The sequence below is a fragment of the Thermotoga sp. 38H-to genome (assembly GCF_011057665.1).
GTDB lineage: Bacteria > Thermotogota > Thermotogae > Thermotogales > Thermotogaceae > Thermotoga.
The window spans coordinates 85,450-101,501 of sequence record NZ_LNFZ01000001.1 but is presented as its reverse complement, the minus strand read 5'-3'; the positions used below and the strand labels follow the sequence as shown (position 1 = coordinate 101,501).

Here is a 16,052-nt window from a genome sequence, read left to right as displayed (position 1 = left end):
GGTGAAGTTCTACGAAGAGAGAATCGAGAGCAAAAGAGTCTTCGAAGGAAAGATGATAAGTGTGAGGGTAGACCATGTGAGGCTTCCAGATGGCAAAGTGTCCACCCGTGAAGTGGTGGATCATCCCGGTGCTGTGGTGATCGTTCCTGTGCTCGGTGAGAAGATTCTTTTCGTTGAACAGTACAGGTATCCAATCGAGCAGGTCCTTCTGGAGCTTCCCGCGGGAAAGATGGATCCCGCAGAGTCTCCTGAAGAGTGTGCAGAAAGAGAGCTCGAGGAGGAAACTGGCTACAGGGCGAAGAAGCTTTCTTATCTCGGAAAGATCTTCACCACGCCGGGTTTCACCACGGAAGTGATACACATATTCGCTGCCGAAGACCTGGAAAAGACCACTCAGAACACAGATCCGGATGAGTTCATTGAAGTTAAGGAATTACACATCGAAGAGGTACTTTCTCTGCTCAGGAACGCGGAGATAGAAGATTCCAAAACCATCTGTGCGCTAACACGGTTTTTCTTTGCGAAAGGAGTGATTCGATGAAGGTGATCGTGAACGGTGAGGAGATAGTCGTTGAAGGGGTCCAGACTTTGGGAGAACTTCTCAATCGAGTGAGAGAAAACAAAGAGAATCTCGTTGTGAAAAGAATAGTTATAGACCAAGAAGAACAGCCTCTCTCCAGACTGGAAGACTTGAAGCAGATGGAAATAAACGAGGAAATGGAAATCGAACTGGAACTCTCTCCATTGAGGGATTTTCTCCTCGAAACAATTGAAGAGGTGCTCAGGTACATAGAACGGGTGAAACCTCTCCTTAGTAAGGTGGCAGACGCAGTTGTTGCTGGAACCACAGAGGGATACAGGAGTATAAACGATCTCGCCGAAGGACTGAACGCGATGGAGAACGTTCGTATGAACACCGTAAGAATCACCGGGATCAATTCGAAAGAACTCGGACTGAAAGTTGAAGAGGAGAACCTGGTTCGTATCCTCACAGACTTTGTGAACGCTCTTCAAAGTAAAGATCTGGTGAAAATAGCGGATCTTATAGATGGGGAGCTCAAGGACGTCTTTGGATACTATGAAGAGTTCTTCAGAAGAGTTGAAGAGTTGCTTCAGAAAGAACCGTCCTGAGAGGTGAAAAGATGAAGGAAAACACCTATCTTGAAAAGATGGTGATGACCGCAAGTCCCGCTAAGCTCGTTCAGATGCTCTACGAGAAGGCGATAGAAGTTTTGAAAGAGGCCGAGAATTTGTTGGCCGATAAAAAATTCGTTGAGTTCAACGAGAAAGTGACGAGGGCACAGGACATCATCACCGAGCTCAACCTTTCCCTCGACATGGAAAAGGGTGGGACGATCGCACAGAACCTGAGAGCCCTTTACAACTACATGTTCCAGAGGCTTGTTGAGGGGAACGTGAAAAAAGATGTGGAAAAAATCAAGGAAGTTCGTGGAATGCTCGAAGAACTGCTCGAAGTTTGGAAAGAAGCCGTGAAGAAGGCGGGAAACGTGACTCCTCCCGAAAAAAAGCAAGGGGGGTTGAATCTCATGGGGTGACCATAAAGAAAGCGAGTGAAGTTTCTGTGATAGATCTTGTGAACCTCGTGAATGAGATTTTCAGGGATTATGCGGTACCCGTGAACTGGGATGTTTACAACTTCAACCTCGATGTGAGAGAAAATTCGATCTCTCTTGACGATTCTTTCGTGTTTTTTGAAGATGGAGTTCCGGTGGGATTCATCCTCCTATGCATAAGGAAAGACAGAGGTAGAATAGACTCCATGGGAGTGATCAAACCGAAAAGAGGAACAGGCCTCGCAGATATGATCTTGAAGCATGCGCTGGAACATCTCATGTGGAAAGGTGTAAAGAGCGTTGTTCTCGAAGTTGTAGCGGATGATCAAAGAGCGGTTCGATTTTACGAGAAGAATGGTTTCAAAAAGAAAAGGGAGCTCTACAGTTATTTCTTTGACAGGAGGATAGATGGAACGGGTACGGTGAAGTTCTTCGAAACGGACGAGAAAAGGATCCATATGTACGCCCTCAAGGCGAGAACGGATTTTAAAAGAAACCCGAACTGGCAAAGGGAGTGTACCACTCTCCTTCTTGCGGATGGGCGATATCGAATGGAGAGAGCAAGCTGGAGAGAGGGAGAAGGGTACCTGGTCTGGGGTGAGACTTCCCAGAGTGTCTACATAGTGGACGCTTTTGCCCTGCGTGGAAGCATGGACGAGTTCATCAGAGAGTGTGTGGATCATATACAAAAAGAGAGCGGAAAAACTACTGTGACATGCACAGCAGTGCCCGAAGATGATCCTCTTTCTCGTTCATTCGAAATGAATGGCTTCCAGAGAGTTCTCGTACAGTACGAAATGGAGTTGAAATTGAGTTGAAAAAAGGAGTTCTATTCGATTTAGACGGGACGATTTTGGATTTTGAAAAGAGCGAAGATCAGGCTCTGAAAAGAACGTTCTTGAAGTACGGAATTCCTCTCACCGAGGAACAGGTGTTTTTGTACAGAGAAATAAACAGAAAGTGGTGGAGGTTACTCGCAGAAGGCAAGGTATCGAAAGACGTCGTTGTTATAGCCAGGTTCGAAGAATTTCTGAAAACGCTGGACCTTCCGCTGGATCTGGGAGAGGTTGCAAAAGATTACCTGGAGTTTCTCTCTGAAGAGGCCTATTTCCTTCTAGGTGCAGAAGAATTCCTCGAAAAGCTGAAGAAGAAAGATCTCCGAATGGCTGTTGTGACGAACGGAGTCAAATTCGTTCAGGAGAAAAGAAGCAGGAAACTGAGACTCGATAGATTCTTCGATTTCGTTCTCACTTCCGAAGAAGCGGGAGTTGAAAAACCAGATCCTCGCATTTTCTGGATGGCACTCGAGAGAATGAAATTGAAAAAAGAAGAAGTCCTCTACGTGGGGGACGACCTCAACAGTGATCTCGAGGGTGCCAGGAGCACCGGAATAGATTTCGTACTCTTCTCACCTGAAGGTGATTCCTCTGGAGATTTCCCGGTTGCAAGAAATTTCGAAGAACTGGGGAAGATCGTAGAAGAGTTTCTATGAGATTCGTAAAGTAAAAAACCCCGCCGGGTGGCGGGGAAAATCATACCTTCAGTATTTCTTTTCATACCTTCAGTATTTCTTTTCATACCTTCAGTATTTCTTTTATGTCCTTTTCCGGTTCCGAGATCGTCTTCAATCCGAACTCTGCGGTGAGTACTTTCAGAATGTCCTCGTTCACCCACGCGGGAAGAACGGGTCCAACGTATATGTTCTTCAGACCGAGCGCGAGAAGTGTCCACAGGATCGCAACTGCCTTCTGTTCCATCCAGGTGAGAACGAGCGTGAGAGGAAGATCTGTGACTTCCACACCGAAAACTTTCGCGAGTGCTTGGGCGATTTCTATCGCCACGATCGTGTCGTTACACTGTCCCACATCGATGAGTCTCGGAATGCCTTCTATGTCTCCAAGATCGAGGTCGTTTATCCTGAACTTCCCACATGCGAGTGTGATCACAACGGTTTCCTTAGGGAGTTTCTGAACGAACTCTCTGTAGTACTCGTTCCTCTTGAACGGTACATCGCATCCTCCTACGACGAGGAAGTGTTTTATCTTCCCAGCCTCCACGAGTTCTTTTATTCTGTCTGCAAGAGAGACCACTGCGGACGTGGAAAATCCTGTTCTGAGTTTGTAACTTCCCGGCTTTTCTTCAAGATCTGGCAAGCTCTTTGCCTTCTCTATCACCTCGGTGTAGTCGTATCCATCTATGTGTTTCACACCGGGGAGTCTTGCGATGCTTGTTGTGAACATCCTGTCTCTGTACGATTCAGAGGGAATCAAGACACAGTTTGAAGTTCCCAGGATGGCAACGGGGTACTCTGCGAACAGCTTTCTTTGATCGTACCAGGCTTTTCCTAAGTTCCCCACGAGATTCTTGTACTTTCTCAGACCGGGGTATCCGTGTGCTGGAAGCATCTCGGAGTGTGTGTAAACGTAGACATTCGTTCCTTCGACCTGTTTCAGGAGTTCTTCGAGAGCCTTCAGGTTGTGCCCTGTCACGATGATTCCCTTTCCTTTTTTCGTTCCGGTTTCCACCTCAACAGGGGTGGGTTCTCCGTAAGTTTCGATGTGTGCCTTCTTCAGAAGCTGCATCGCTCTCAGATTCATTCGGCCCGCCTCGAGTGCGTACTCCACAAAGGACTGTGCGTCGAAGTTCACATTTGTGAGAGTACTGTAGAGTGCTTCATCGAGGAAACCTGCGATCTCGGGATCATCGTAACCGAGTTCTCTCGCGTGGTAGTAGTAGGCGGAGATCCCTTTTATGGCAAAGACGAGGTTGTCTTGGAGCCTTGCAACCGTCGGACTCTTTCCACAAACACCGTACTCTGTACAACCAGTACCATTCGCAGCCTGTGAACACTGATAACAGAACATCTGCATGCTTTTCCCTCCTTTTTCTGGGTTTTCCACCATGAAGTATAATTAGGTTGGGATAATCCTGTCTGTAACAATTGTTACGAGGTGAGAGAATGGATCTGAAAAAACTGCTCCCATGTGGGAGAATAATCGTGTTCAAAAAAGGTGAAATCGTGAAATACCAGGATGAACCGATAGAAGACGTGCTCGTTCTCCTGGAAGGAACCCTGAAAACGGAACATGTCTCCGAAAACGGAAGAACCCTTGAGATCGATGAAATAAAACCCGTTCAGATCATCGCATCTGGTTTCATCTTCTCCAGCGAACCTAGATTCCCGGTGAACGTGGTGGCAGGAGAGAACTCAAAGATTCTCTCGATACCGAAAGAGGTTTTTATTGATCTTTTGATGAAAGATAGAGAGTTTCTTCTTTTCTTTTTGAGAGATGTGTCGGAACATTTCAGGGTGGTTTCTGAGAAGCTCTTTTTCCTCACCATGAAGACGCTCAGAGAAAAAGTGTTGAACTTCCTGGTGCATCACATGAACGAAGAGAGAGAGTTGACACTCCCTGTCACCTTAGAAGAGCTCTCCAGACTTTTTGGTTGTGCCAGACCGGCGCTTTCGAGGGTCTTTCAGGAACTGGAGAGGGAAGGATACATAGAGAAACATGGAAGAAGGATAAAGGTTCTCAAAGATCCTCTCGAACATGATAGAATCTAAACAGAACAGGGAAGAGGGTGATAGGGATCAGGGGGATTGTTCTTTTCTTTCTGATCTTCTCACTTTCGATCTTTTCTCAGCCCCTTCGGATAGCCCTCGATGAGGACTACGCACCATTTTCTTTTTACGATGAAAACGGAAATCTTATCGGGATCTCCGTCGATTTCTGGAAGCTCTTTTCAGAAAAGACGGGTGTGGAAGTTGAGCTCGTGCCTGTGAAGTGGTACAGAGCGCAAGAGTTGCTGGTCGAAGGAAAAGTGGATGCAATCGATCAGATCTTTAAAACACCAGAGAGAGAAGAAATTTTCTCCTTTTCCAGACCAGTCTTCGAAATGAGATCCTGTGTGTTCTTCAGGAAAGACCTTCCCATAGGAGATTTTTCAGACCTGTCTTCTTACGTTGTTGGCGCTCTCAGAGGAGAAGGCGCTGTGGAAACTCTTCGCAGGAAAAACCCTGATGTGGAATTTGAGTTTTTCGATAATTATTCTTCCATCGTGAAAGCGTTGAAAGAGAAAAAGATATCGGTTTTCCTTGGTGATGATATAGTGGCAAGGTATTACCTTTCAAAGGGTGACATCCTTCCTGAGTTTCGAACTCTTCATCTTGAGACAAATTATCTTCACGTTGCCGTTTTGAGGGATAATGAGAGTGTTCTGTCACTTATAAATGTTGGACTGAGCCGTATTTCCGAGAGAGAAAGAAATGAAATCATCAGAAACTACATACCACTTGCCCTCGTGACACCTCCATGGCTCTTGAGGGTGGTCTTTTATGGAACTTCGGCCTTCGCGATAGCTTTTGGCATTGCCTTGTCGTTCATCTATTTGCTGAAAAGAAAAGTTGAGGAAAGAACTCTTCAGCTGAGAGAAGCAAACGAAGAATTGAAAGCCCAGAACGAAGAGATAGAAGCCCTCTATCAGGAGGTCTCCGCGAACCAGGAAGAACTCGAGAAGCTCTATGGTGAGATCAGAGAGCTCAACGAGAGATTCAGAGAATCAGTGAAGAGAATGGCAAAACTGGTTTTCATCGAAGACAAATCCAGATTCTCTTTCGAGGTTGGACAAATCGTGAAATACCTTCTGAATGTGAAGGACTTGAAAGTGATTCTCGATGATCGCACACCTGAAAAAGTTGAAGGAGCGGTATTTGAAATATCTCATTCAGGTGAAAAACGCGGTTACATCGTGCTGGAAGACGATCTCAGCGAAGATGAAAAAGGAGTTCTCAAGTCGCTTCTAACCATCGTTTCTGCCATATGCACGTACAGAAAGTTGATAAACAGAGAAAGGAAACTCTACAGAGACATCGTTAAAACCTGGGTGAAAGCACTTGAGTATTACGACTATTACACAAAAGGACATTCGGAAGAGGTGGCCTATTACGCTGTTGAGATCGGAAAGATGTTCGGTTTGGACGATGAGAAGTTGGAAAAACTCTACTGGGCAGGCCTTCTACACGACATTGGAAAGATCTACGTACCCCAGGTTGTTTTGAACAAAACGAATAAACTCGATGAACGGGAATTTGGGCTGATAAAGATACATCCCGTTAAGGGATACGAACTGGTCAAGGAGATCGACGGTTTCGAGGACGTTGCGATCTGGATAAGGCATCACCACGAAAGATGGGACGGTAAAGGGTACCCGGACGGTCTCAAAGGCGAAGAAATACCCTTCGAAGCCCGTATTCTGTGCGTAGCGGATTCCTATCAGGCCATGAGAAGCGATAGGCCCTACAAGAGAGGAAAGAGTGTCGAAGAATCGATTCAAGAGCTGAGAAGAAATGCGGGGCGACAGTTCGATTCTGCTATCGTGGAGAAATTCATAGAGTTCTTGGAAGGGGGAGGAGACCTTGGAACTGGGCATCGGGGATAAGAAAGCACTCGTTCTTGCGGCGAGCAGGGGTATTGGAAGAGCCGTGGCGAACGCTCTGAGTCAGGAAGGAGCGGAAGTTACCATCTGTGCGAGAAATGAAGAGCTTCTGAAAAGAAGTGGACACGGATACGTCGTCTGCGATCTCAGAAAGGATCTCAATCCGTTGTTCAAAAAGGTGAAAGAGGTGGACATTCTCGTTCTGAACACAGGAGGGCCAAAGGCAGGGTTCTTCGATGAACTTATGGATGAGGATTTCAAAGAAGCGATCGACAGCCTCTTTTTGAACATGATCAAAATCGTGAGAAACTATCTTCCAGCGATGAAAAAGAAGGGCTGGGGAAGGATCGTAGCCATCACTTCTTTTTCTGTGATCTCACCGATAGAGAATCTCTACACATCCAATTCTGCGAGGATGGCCCTCACCGGATTTCTAAAGACACTCTCTTTTGAAGTGGCACCGTACGGTATCACAGTGAACTGTGTGGCACCGGGCTGGACGGAGACAGAGAGGGTGAAAGAGCTTCTCAGTGAAGAAAAGAAAAAACAGGTGGAATCTCAGATCCCCATGAGAAGGATGGCAAAACCCGAAGAGATAGCCAGTGTTGTGGCATTTCTCTGTTCCGAAAAGGCCTCTTACTTAACAGGACAGACCATCGTCGTAGATGGCGGGCTTTCCAAATTTCCACTATAAGGAAAATGAGGGGCAGAAGCCCCTCGTCAGAGAACCTTTTTCCAGACAATCGGTATCTCGGGGAGGAACTTGATGGGAAGTCTGGGATGGTACGGTATCACTCTCACCGCGTAGAACCAACCGGGAGATCCAAGGTGACCGAGAACTCCATTGTTGTAAGTGTAAACAAATAGATCGTTCTTTTTCCTGTACCTTCTGATGTGTATCACTTTCCACACTTCAAGATCTTCCATTCCCTCTCCTCTTCCAGCCATAAGTTCGACCAACACATCATCAGGGGTGAGATCTCCCAGCCTCACAGTTACTTCCACACTTTTTGAATCTTCAAGAACAACGCGTTCTATGGATACATTTTCCCAGTTCTTGAGGATCCTTTCTTTCCAAGCACCGATTTTTTCGACGTTTTCTCTCCTCTCCAGCCATTCCCTGTTCAAAAGTCCCTTTATGTAGAATTTTTCCGTGTACTCTTTGAGCATTCGAGTGGTGCTGAATTTTGGAGCCACGCTCTTTATGCTTTCTTTCATCATGAGAACCCACTTTTCTCTATTTTCGTAGTAGGTAGGAATTATTTCGTTTTCGAGAAGTTCGTACAGGGCTTCAGCGTCCTTTGGATCATCCACTTCTGTTTCTGGAAGCACGCTTTCATCGCCTATCACCCATCCGTTTCTGCCGTTATATCCCTCAACCCACCAGCCATCGTACACGCTCGCGTTCAGAACACCGTTCGCTGCGGCTTTCATTCCGCTTGTTCCACTCGCTTCCATGGGTCTTCTTGGATTGTTCAACCACACATCAACACCAGACACCATGAGTCGAGCCATTCCGATGTCGTAATTTTCAAGTACGATGATTTTGTTCTTGAAATCAGGCATCTGTGAAACTTTGTAGATCCTTCTGAGAAATTCCTTTCCACCCTCGTCCCTCGGGTGGGCCTTTCCAGCGTACACAATGTAAACCGGCCTTTCGGGATTATTGACAATTCTCTTGAGTCTTTCCAGGTTACTGAAAAGAAGAACCGCCCTCTTGTAAGTTGCGAACCTTCTGGCAAATCCTATGATGAGTGCGTTTTCGCTGATCTCCGGCAGTGGCTCGTCGATTCCGAGTCTTTCGTTTCTTCTTTTAATGGACTCTCTTATGTAATCTATGAATCGCTTCTTTGCATTCAGATGCGCTTCCCAGAGTTCTTCATCGGGTATTCTGTCAACTCCGTACCATATTCCTTCGAGATCAGTGTGCTCCCTCCAGATTCTTCCGAGGTACCTGTCGAACAGTTTTCTCATCTCACGGTTGATCCAAGTTCCCATGTGAACACCATTCGTGATGCCTTCAATGGGGATCTCCTCCACCGGAACTCCCTTCCAGACATTTTTGAACATCCTTCTCGATACGTCAGCGTGAAGTTTGCTCACTCCGTTTATAAAGGAGGAGGTTCTCAAAGCAAGATACGTCATGTTGAAATTTCCGTCTTCGTCTCTTCCAAGGTTCATAAGCAGTTCTTTGGATTCGAATCCTTCGAAGAACTTTGTCAGCTTCTTTTCCACGAAATCGAACGGGAACCTGTCGTGACCTGCGGGGACGGGGGTGTGTGTCGTGAAAACTGTGGTCTGTCTGACGATCTCAAGGGCCTCGGTGAAGGAATATCCTTCTTCCATGTAGCTCTTTATCCTTTCGAGGGATGAAAAAGCGGGATGACCTTCGTTCAGGTGGATGACTCCAGGTTTTATCTTGAGAGTCTTCAGGAGTTTCATTCCACCAATGCCGAGCAGAATTTCCTGGGAAACTCTCACATCAGGCTCGGGATTGTAGAGATAGTCGCAGATCTTTCTGAATCTATCCTCGTTTTCCTCGAAGTCAGTGTCGAGAAGATACAGTTTCACCCTTCCGACCTGTACCTCGAACACACGCGCTTTTACAGTATCGTTGTCTATGGGTACTTCTACGATCACCTGGTTTCCGTCTTCATCCCTGAGAGGTTTCATCGGGAGTTCTTCGATGTCGTATTCTGGAAAGATCTCGATCTGTCTTCCGTCACTGTCTATCTGTTGAGTGAAATACCCGTGTTTGTAAAGAAGACCTACGGCTATGAGAGGAAGGCCAAGATCACTGGCTGATTTGAGGTGGTCTCCGGCAAGGATACCGAGTCCTCCGGAGTAGATCGGAAGTGCTTTCGTCAGTCCGTATTCCATACACATGTAAACTATCTTTTCGTCCCATTCGGGATAGTTCACGTTGAACCAGGTGTCTTCCCTTTCCATGTAGTCTGTGAATCTCTCGAGCGTCAGTTCGTAGAGAGCGATGAAGTCCTCGTCTTTCGATAGTTCTTCCAGTCTTTCCTTTGAGACTTCTCTCAGTATTTTGACGGGATTTCTGTGTTCCTCCCACTTTTCTGAATCGATCATTCTCCAGAGCCTCTGAGCAGGTCTGGACCAGCTCCACCAGAGGTTGTAGGCAAGGCTCTCGAGCTCTTTCAGGTTCTCGGGAAGTTTCTCCAGCACAATTTCTCCTCCTCTCAGAGAGGTTTCTTTCAGAAGTATTCTACGTTGATTATAAGATGGTGTCAATTAAAAAATATTTCTGTAAACCAGAACATAGACATGATTAATGAAAGGAAATCTGAAAAGGACAGACTCCTCAGGGGAGGGTGATGAAGAAAATTCAGAACCCAGCCACTTCGTAGAGTTTGTAGGCTATCTCGTGTGTTCTCTTCTTCAGTTCCTCGAAGTTTCCACGGAAGATTTTCCACAGGATCTTTGTCGTGTAGAGAAGAGAGAATCTGGAAAGCATGTTTCTGAGCTCTTCCGTGTTTTCGCTTGGAACTTTCACCATTATTCTGTCAAGCCACTCCTCATAAACACCGATGTGCAGTGAAGAACCTTCTGTTTCGTCTATGAGAGAATTTATAGAGTGAACCAAATCGTAGAGATGGAAGTACTTTGTGAGCTGAGAGATGAGTTTTTTGTCCACGTCCCAGTTGAGTTCCGCAGGAACCGGTTCATAATAAGAAAAAAAGACCACACCATTTGGAAAATCCGCCGATGAGATCTCGAGTTCCCTTTCCATGAAAGCCTTGTTGTCGTAGTAACTCATCATAAAAACTGGCACCTTTTTCATCAAGAGCTTCAAATCCTCGGGATGAACCTTCAAGCTTCCGATCTTCATGTTCAGATTGAGTGAAACCTTCTGTGGTTTTACAAAGAAATCGAGACCCTTGTGAACTATGTGTGTCATCTCCCGCCCTCCCTGTACCATTCGATGAGATCAGAGAGTATCTTCTTTGAGAGGTTCATACCATCCTCGCTCAGAAAAATTTTACCATTTTTCACTTCCACATAACAAGGATATTTTTTTTGTAACTTTTCCAGCAAGGGAAGGAGGATTCTCACCCGGTTTAACTCTACTCCCTCCTTTATCCTCAAACCCATGAAGACGGTCTCCAGTGCTTCCTCTTCTTCTGTGTTTTCATGCACGTATTCGTAAGGTAGTTCTCCTCTGGTGATTTTTTCCTCGTACTCTTTGAGATCAGAGACATTCACGTATCGAAGCCTTCCGATGTGTCCACCCGCGGAAACACCGAGTCCCAGATAGTTTTCATTTCTCCAGTAGAAGATGTTGTGAAGAGATTCCTTCTCTGGCTTGGCAAAATTTGAGATCTCGTATCTGACGAATCCCCGTTCTTTCAGAAATTCGACGAAAAGGTCGTGCCTTCTTTCCAAATCGCCTTCTTCAGGAAGTTCTACAAGACCCTTTGTGGTGAGATCAAAGAGTTTTGTTTTTTCGTCTATCTCGAGGAGGTAGAGCGAAACGTGCTGAGGAGGAAATTCTTCAAGGAAACGAAAGTTCTTCTCCAGTGTGATGTCGGTCTCACTGGGAAGTCCAAGGATGAAATCGAAGTTCACGTTTTCGAACCGCTCTAGGATTATCTTTGCTTTTTTCTTGAGAGTTTCTTCGTTGTAGAGCCTTCCAGTGTTCTTCAGCACAGTGTCGTCGCAGGCCTGAACACCGAGGCTGATTCTGTTGATTCCAATTTGTTTGTAGATCTTCAGTTTTTCTGGTTCAACGGACTCCGGATTGACTTCGATGGTTATTTCAATTGGTGTGAAACTTCTGGAGACTCTCTCCAGTTTTTCCAGAACCATTCCCAAAAAAGAAGGAGAGACGACCGAAGGAGTCCCTCCACCGAAGTAGGCGGTTTTTATCTCGCTTTCCCTGAGTACTTCTTCGTAGAGATCGATCTCTTTCAGGAGACAAGAGAAATACTCGTCGAATTTTTCAGAAACAACGGAGTAGAAGTCGCAGTACACACACTTGCTCTTGCAAAAGGGAACATGGACGTAAACAGCGAGTTTCATGACTTTTTGCTTTCGATCAACTCCTTCAGTCTTTCAAAATTCACTTCGTACTCATAGAGAGGTGTTTTGTCACCTTTTCTTGCGAGTTCCTCGAAGGTCTCTTTGTTTTTGTTCACATAGAATATTCCAAGTGGGAGTTTCTCATCTTCTATAGCTCTTTTGAAGGCGAGTTCTCTATCTGTGGGATCGTGGTCTTTCAGGTAATATGTGTTCTCTTTGTACCATTCGTACGTGTTCAGCTTGTTGAAAGTGACGCACGGCTGGAAGATATCCACGAGGGCGTACCCTTTGTGCCTTATCGCTTCTTTCAAGATGTCTTTTGTGAACTCCATATCTCCTATGAAAGTCCTTGCAACGAAGGAAGCATCGAGTGCTATAGCAACAGCTAAAGGATTAAACGGTTCCAGGATCACACCGTCCACCTGTACGGGTGTTTTGAAGCCTTTCAGACTCGTGGGAGAGGCCTGTCCCTTTGTGAGACCGTAAACCTGATTGTCGTGGACTATGTTCACAATATCCGGGTTTCTTCTGATCGTGTGTATGAAGTGGTTTCCACCTTCACCGTACATACATCCATCTCCACTTTCTGCGATCACAAGGAGGTTCGGATTCGCCACCTTTATCGCCGTCGCTGCGGGAAGTGCTCTTCCGTGAAGTCCGTTGAACATGTTAACACCAACGTACTGGGGCATCTTCGCTGCCTGACCTATACCTGATACAATGACCACCTGTCGTGGATCGACGTTCAGTTCCTCCAGTGCCTTCATGAGAGCGGTTCTTATTCCGAAGTTTCCACACCCTGGACACCAAGCAATATCCTTGCTTATGTATTCATCCAGCCTCATTCACAACACCTCCGCTATTTTCTCTTTCAACTCTTCGACGGAAAACTGAAGGCCACTGTACTTGAGAATTCTATCCTTTATGTGGAAACCCGTCACCTGGCGGATCAGATTCGCGAATTGCCCTGTCGCATTTCCTTCCACTGCCACAACTTTTTCGGCCTTTTCGAAGTACCTCGAGACGGACTCATCGATTGGCCAGACCTGAGAAAAATGAAGGAGCGCCACTCCATTGAGATCTTCTATCGCTTCCTTTATCGGTTCCAGAGTGGAACCCCAGGCCACCAGAAGAACCCGGTAGTTTTCATCACCGATCAGTTTTGGTTCTACAAGTTCTTTTTTCAAAGCTTCTCCTTTTCTGAGCCTCTTGTTGACCATTCTCACACGGGTATCGAAATCTTCAGTTATGTGACCGAATTCATCGTGCTCGTCGCTGTCGACCTTCACAAGACCCTCACCGTATCCGGGAATTCCTCTTGGAGAGATACCATCTTCGGTGATAACGTACCTGATGTAGTCTCTTGTTGTTTTTATGAAGTGTTTTTCCACCTTCAATTCGTCCAAATCAAAACCAGGAAGGTTGTAATACGAGTCAACAAGATACTGATCCGTCAGCACAAAGACCGGCACCTGGTATTTGTCAGCAACGTTGAAGGCTTTCTGTGTCAGATAGAACGCTTCTTCCACGTTTCCGGGAGCATAAATGACCCTTGGAAAATCTCCGTGTCCAGCGTACAGAGCCAGGTTCAAATCTCCCTGCTCCGTTCTTGTGGGAAGACCGGTCGCGGGTCCAGGTCTCTGTGCCAGATGAATCACAGCGGGTGATTCTATCATTCCGGCAAGACTGAGGGCTTCTTCCATGAGGGCAAAGCCTCCACCCGATGTGGTGACAAGACCTCTCGCACCGGCATACCACGCTCCGATGATCATGTTCATGGCGGCGATTTCGTCTTCTGCCTGTTCCACCACTATTCCGAAGTTGTTCTTGTGTTGGGAAAGAAAAACAAGTACGGAAGTGGAGGGAGACATGGGGTAGGAGGAGACAAAATTACAGCCTCCAGCGATCGCTCCGAGTCCCACAGCCTCTGCTCCATTCAGAAGAACCTCATTCTTTATCGATGAATCTTTTTCAACGTCGAATTCGATTTTCTGAGAGAGTTCTTGACCTTTCTTGTATCCTTCCAGCGCAGCGCGGATGTTGTCGTTCACGATGTCTTCACCTTTACTGCTGAACTGTCTGGTGATCTGGTCTTTCAGAGCGGATTCATCGGCGCCGAGCAGTCCAGAGAGAAAACCTATGGCAACTGAATTCGCGTATATGCTCTTTCCAATCTGTTTTGCTATGTTCAGGAAAGGTACCACGATTTTTTCTCCGGGTGATTCTTTGATGAACTCTTCCTCTCCGATGACCAGTGTTTTTTCCGTGATACGATTCTTCAGCCTTTCTGTGGCCCCCTTTCCCAGGGGTATGAGCACGTCTATTCTGTCAACGAAGGAACGAACCCTTCTCGATGAAACCCGGATCTCCGTGGTGTTGTTTCCTCCTCTCACTCTCGACATGTACTCTTTGGTGGCAAACACATGGAATCCGGAGTCTTTTAAAACCCGTGTTAGGACGTTCTCGACTGTCTGTATTCCCTGTCCCGCTTCCCCACTCAAGACAATGCTCACATCTTTCATTCTGAACCACCTCTCTTTTTGAACTTGTTTTTGTAGAGGAGATCGTCTGCTCTCGAGAGCACTCTTTCTATCGGTATGAAACCGTCTATCTCTTCATAACCAACGGAGAATTCTATGTTGAAGGGCAAGTCTACATTTTTAAGGTTTTCTTCTACCCTTTTCAGAACACCGGCAGCGTTCTCTTTGGTGCTATCGACGAGCACCAGGAGAAACTCATCGCCACCGTATCTGAAAACAAGATCTGACTCCCGAATGGTTCTCTTAAGGACTTTGACAAATTCAATGAGTGCTTTGTCACCCATCAAATGTCCGTAAGTGTCGTTTATCATTTTCAAACCATCTACATCCATGATCACCAGAATGGACTTCTTCTGGTTTCGCCTGAGCCACGCCATGTGAGAGAATATCCACTCGTTGAAGTAGTGCCTTGAATAAGCTTCGGTTAGGGGATCTTTCAGTGCGAGTTCGCGGTACTTCTGGTGAAGATGATATTCCCTCAGGTAGAGAGACACCACTTCCGCAAACGTATTGAGAACGCCAAAGAATGAAGGTGCTATGTTTTCATTCGACAGAAAAACCATGTGGTAAGAAGGTATGTTTTCATCCTTCAGATTCACGATGATGTAATGAGCACCTTCTTTCTCCAGTTTTTCTATTTTTTCTGTCTCTTCTCGGGATTTTCCAAAATCGAATTCCGGTATCTTCTCCATACCCATATGAAATACGGGGATGTCCCCTTCGAATACGATTCCCCCTGTGAAAACATTACTCGCTTCTACGATCTTCTGCAGGGCCTCTTTGAGAAATTCTTCGGCTGAGATGGGTTTTCTGAAAAGGAGCAAGAGGGTGAATATGGTGCTCATGATCTTTTGAAGTTGCTGTTCGTTTGTCAGAGTTTTTCTCATGAGAAGATAGGTGCTCGTAAGGTTTCCAAGTGATTTCAAGATCTTTTTTGAAAGTTCTGAAAAGCCAAAGTAAGGACTGTCGAGGGCGATGTTTCCCACAAATTCGTCTCCAGAAAATATACCCACAACGAGGCTCTTTCTCGTACCTCGGAGAGTCTTTTCAAAGAATTTCCACATGTCGTCTGGAAAAAGTCCCCTGTCATAGTCAAGGAAATCAACCTCTAATGGATCTTTTCCAGCTCTGAACAGATATCTGGATGGAAATCTTTTTCCAAACAGATCTACAATGTGTCCCCTCGAGGCAACAAAGACCCAGTCTCCTGATGGGGTGATTCTGGAGACGATTCCTTTTGTTGCTTCTGGAACCACTTCCATCGCGATATCCAGGATTTTCTGAAAGAACTCTTCTTCAGGCGAGTTCGGATCGAGTTTTGAAAGTCCATCAACTATGGTATCGAGGCTCTTTTCCAGCTGTCTGTAGTACTCGATCTTCCTTCTCACATGACAGAAAAGATAAAGCGCAAACACAAGAAATCCAAACGAGATAACGTAAAAGAAAACCTGCAAACTAT

Annotated in this window: 15 protein-coding genes; 8 read left to right on the top strand and 7 right to left on the bottom strand. The window is 46.0% G+C overall.

All coding sequences use genetic code 11. The features are described from left to right. Window position 1 precedes the first annotated feature (1 nt). Genes AS158_RS00535 through AS158_RS00515 form a run of 5 tightly spaced genes read left to right on the top strand, consistent with a single transcriptional unit; the run spans window position 2 to window position 3,066 of the window. Window positions 2-541 (top strand): NUDIX hydrolase, encoded by a 540-nt coding sequence (locus AS158_RS00535; RefSeq protein WP_038053366.1) that lies wholly within the window; start codon window positions 2-4, stop codon window positions 539-541. Next, complete coding sequence (locus AS158_RS00530) at window positions 538-1,131, top strand: hypothetical protein (RefSeq protein ID WP_011943992.1); 594 nt, start codon at window positions 538-540, stop codon at window positions 1,129-1,131. The genes AS158_RS00535 and AS158_RS00530 overlap by 4 nt, the downstream gene beginning before the upstream one ends. Before the next feature lie 11 nt (window positions 1,132-1,142). Then, window positions 1,143-1,556, top strand: coding sequence for a flagellar export chaperone FliS (fliS, locus tag AS158_RS00525; protein ID WP_038053369.1), 414 nt, complete (start codon window positions 1,143-1,145; stop codon window positions 1,554-1,556). Further along, window positions 1,553-2,392, top strand: a complete 840-nt coding sequence (locus AS158_RS00520; protein ID WP_038053371.1) for a GNAT family N-acetyltransferase — start codon at window positions 1,553-1,555, stop codon at window positions 2,390-2,392. Before fliS ends, AS158_RS00520 begins: the two co-directional genes overlap by 4 nt. Next, complete coding sequence (locus AS158_RS00515; RefSeq protein WP_038053373.1) at window positions 2,389-3,066, top strand: YjjG family noncanonical pyrimidine nucleotidase; 678 nt, start codon at window positions 2,389-2,391, stop codon at window positions 3,064-3,066. Before AS158_RS00520 ends, AS158_RS00515 begins: the two co-directional genes overlap by 4 nt. Before the next feature lie 82 nt (window positions 3,067-3,148). Here the strand turns inward: AS158_RS00515 and hcp are convergent, their stop codons facing one another. Then, entirely contained in the window at window positions 3,149-4,444 is a 1,296-nt protein-coding gene (gene hcp, locus AS158_RS00510; protein ID WP_038053378.1) for a hydroxylamine reductase, read from the bottom strand. 89 nt (window positions 4,445-4,533) lie between these two features. On the opposite strand from hcp, the gene AS158_RS00505 reads away from it, so the two are divergent. The 3 genes from AS158_RS00505 to AS158_RS00495 are packed head-to-tail and all read left to right on the top strand — an operon-like array spanning window position 4,534 to window position 7,704. Beyond that, the gene (locus AS158_RS00505; protein WP_011943997.1) at window positions 4,534-5,139 is read left to right on the top strand and encodes a Crp/Fnr family transcriptional regulator; all 606 of its coding nucleotides are present in this window, start codon (window positions 4,534-4,536) and stop codon (window positions 5,137-5,139) included. A gap of 17 nt (window positions 5,140-5,156) precedes the next feature. Next, window positions 5,157-7,013, top strand: a complete 1,857-nt coding sequence (locus AS158_RS00500) for an HD domain-containing phosphohydrolase (RefSeq protein ID WP_165304301.1) — start codon at window positions 5,157-5,159, stop codon at window positions 7,011-7,013. Then, window positions 6,991-7,704: an SDR family oxidoreductase gene (locus AS158_RS00495; protein WP_165304300.1), complete on the top strand. Its 714-nt coding sequence runs from the start codon at window positions 6,991-6,993 to the stop codon at window positions 7,702-7,704. The genes AS158_RS00500 and AS158_RS00495 overlap by 23 nt, the downstream gene beginning before the upstream one ends. Before the next feature lie 26 nt (window positions 7,705-7,730). Here the strand turns inward: AS158_RS00495 and malP are convergent, their stop codons facing one another. From malP to AS158_RS00465, 6 genes are all read right to left on the bottom strand, one after another. Further along, window positions 7,731-10,199, bottom strand: coding sequence for a maltodextrin phosphorylase (gene malP / locus AS158_RS00490; RefSeq protein WP_038053387.1), 2,469 nt, complete (start codon window positions 10,197-10,199; stop codon window positions 7,731-7,733). Between the two features lie 160 nt (window positions 10,200-10,359). Continuing rightward, window positions 10,360-10,932, bottom strand: a complete 573-nt coding sequence (locus AS158_RS00485; protein WP_004080202.1) for a hypothetical protein — start codon at window positions 10,930-10,932, stop codon at window positions 10,360-10,362. Then, window positions 10,929-12,053: a radical SAM family heme chaperone HemW gene (gene hemW, locus AS158_RS00480; protein ID WP_165304299.1), complete on the bottom strand. Its 1,125-nt coding sequence runs from the start codon at window positions 12,051-12,053 to the stop codon at window positions 10,929-10,931. Before hemW ends, AS158_RS00485 begins: the two co-directional genes overlap by 4 nt. Then, complete coding sequence (locus AS158_RS00475) at window positions 12,050-12,898, bottom strand: thiamine pyrophosphate-dependent enzyme (protein ID WP_038053393.1); 849 nt, start codon at window positions 12,896-12,898, stop codon at window positions 12,050-12,052. The genes hemW and AS158_RS00475 overlap by 4 nt, the downstream gene beginning before the upstream one ends. Beyond that, on the bottom strand, window positions 12,899-14,575 hold the full coding sequence (locus tag AS158_RS00470; protein WP_038053396.1) for a 2-oxoacid:acceptor oxidoreductase subunit alpha: 1,677 nt from the start codon (window positions 14,573-14,575) through the stop codon (window positions 12,899-12,901). Next, window positions 14,572-16,047: a GGDEF domain-containing protein gene (locus AS158_RS00465; protein WP_165304298.1), complete on the bottom strand. Its 1,476-nt coding sequence runs from the start codon at window positions 16,045-16,047 to the stop codon at window positions 14,572-14,574. Before AS158_RS00465 ends, AS158_RS00470 begins: the two co-directional genes overlap by 4 nt. Window positions 16,048-16,052: the final 5 nt, after the last annotated feature.

What these genes read in the sequence shown, in the direction of transcription:
- AS158_RS00530 (WP_011943992.1), top strand. Translation starts at nt 538, where the DNA reads ATGAAGGTGATCGTGAACGGTGAGGAGATAGTCGTTGAAGGGGTCCAG.
- AS158_RS00485 (WP_004080202.1), bottom strand. Translation starts at nt 10,932, where the DNA reads ATGACACACATAGTTCACAAGGGTCTCGATTTCTTTGTAAAACCACAG.
- AS158_RS00470 (WP_038053396.1), bottom strand. Translation starts at nt 14,575, where the DNA reads ATGAAAGATGTGAGCATTGTCTTGAGTGGGGAAGCGGGACAGGGAATA.
- fliS (WP_038053369.1), top strand. Translation starts at nt 1,143, where the DNA reads ATGAAGGAAAACACCTATCTTGAAAAGATGGTGATGACCGCAAGTCCC.
- AS158_RS00505 (WP_011943997.1), top strand. Translation starts at nt 4,534, where the DNA reads ATGGATCTGAAAAAACTGCTCCCATGTGGGAGAATAATCGTGTTCAAA.
- hemW (WP_165304299.1), bottom strand. Translation starts at nt 12,053, where the DNA reads ATGAAACTCGCTGTTTACGTCCATGTTCCCTTTTGCAAGAGCAAGTGT.
- AS158_RS00475 (WP_038053393.1), bottom strand. Translation starts at nt 12,898, where the DNA reads ATGAGGCTGGATGAATACATAAGCAAGGATATTGCTTGGTGTCCAGGG.
- hcp (WP_038053378.1), bottom strand. Translation starts at nt 4,444, where the DNA reads ATGCAGATGTTCTGTTATCAGTGTTCACAGGCTGCGAATGGTACTGGT.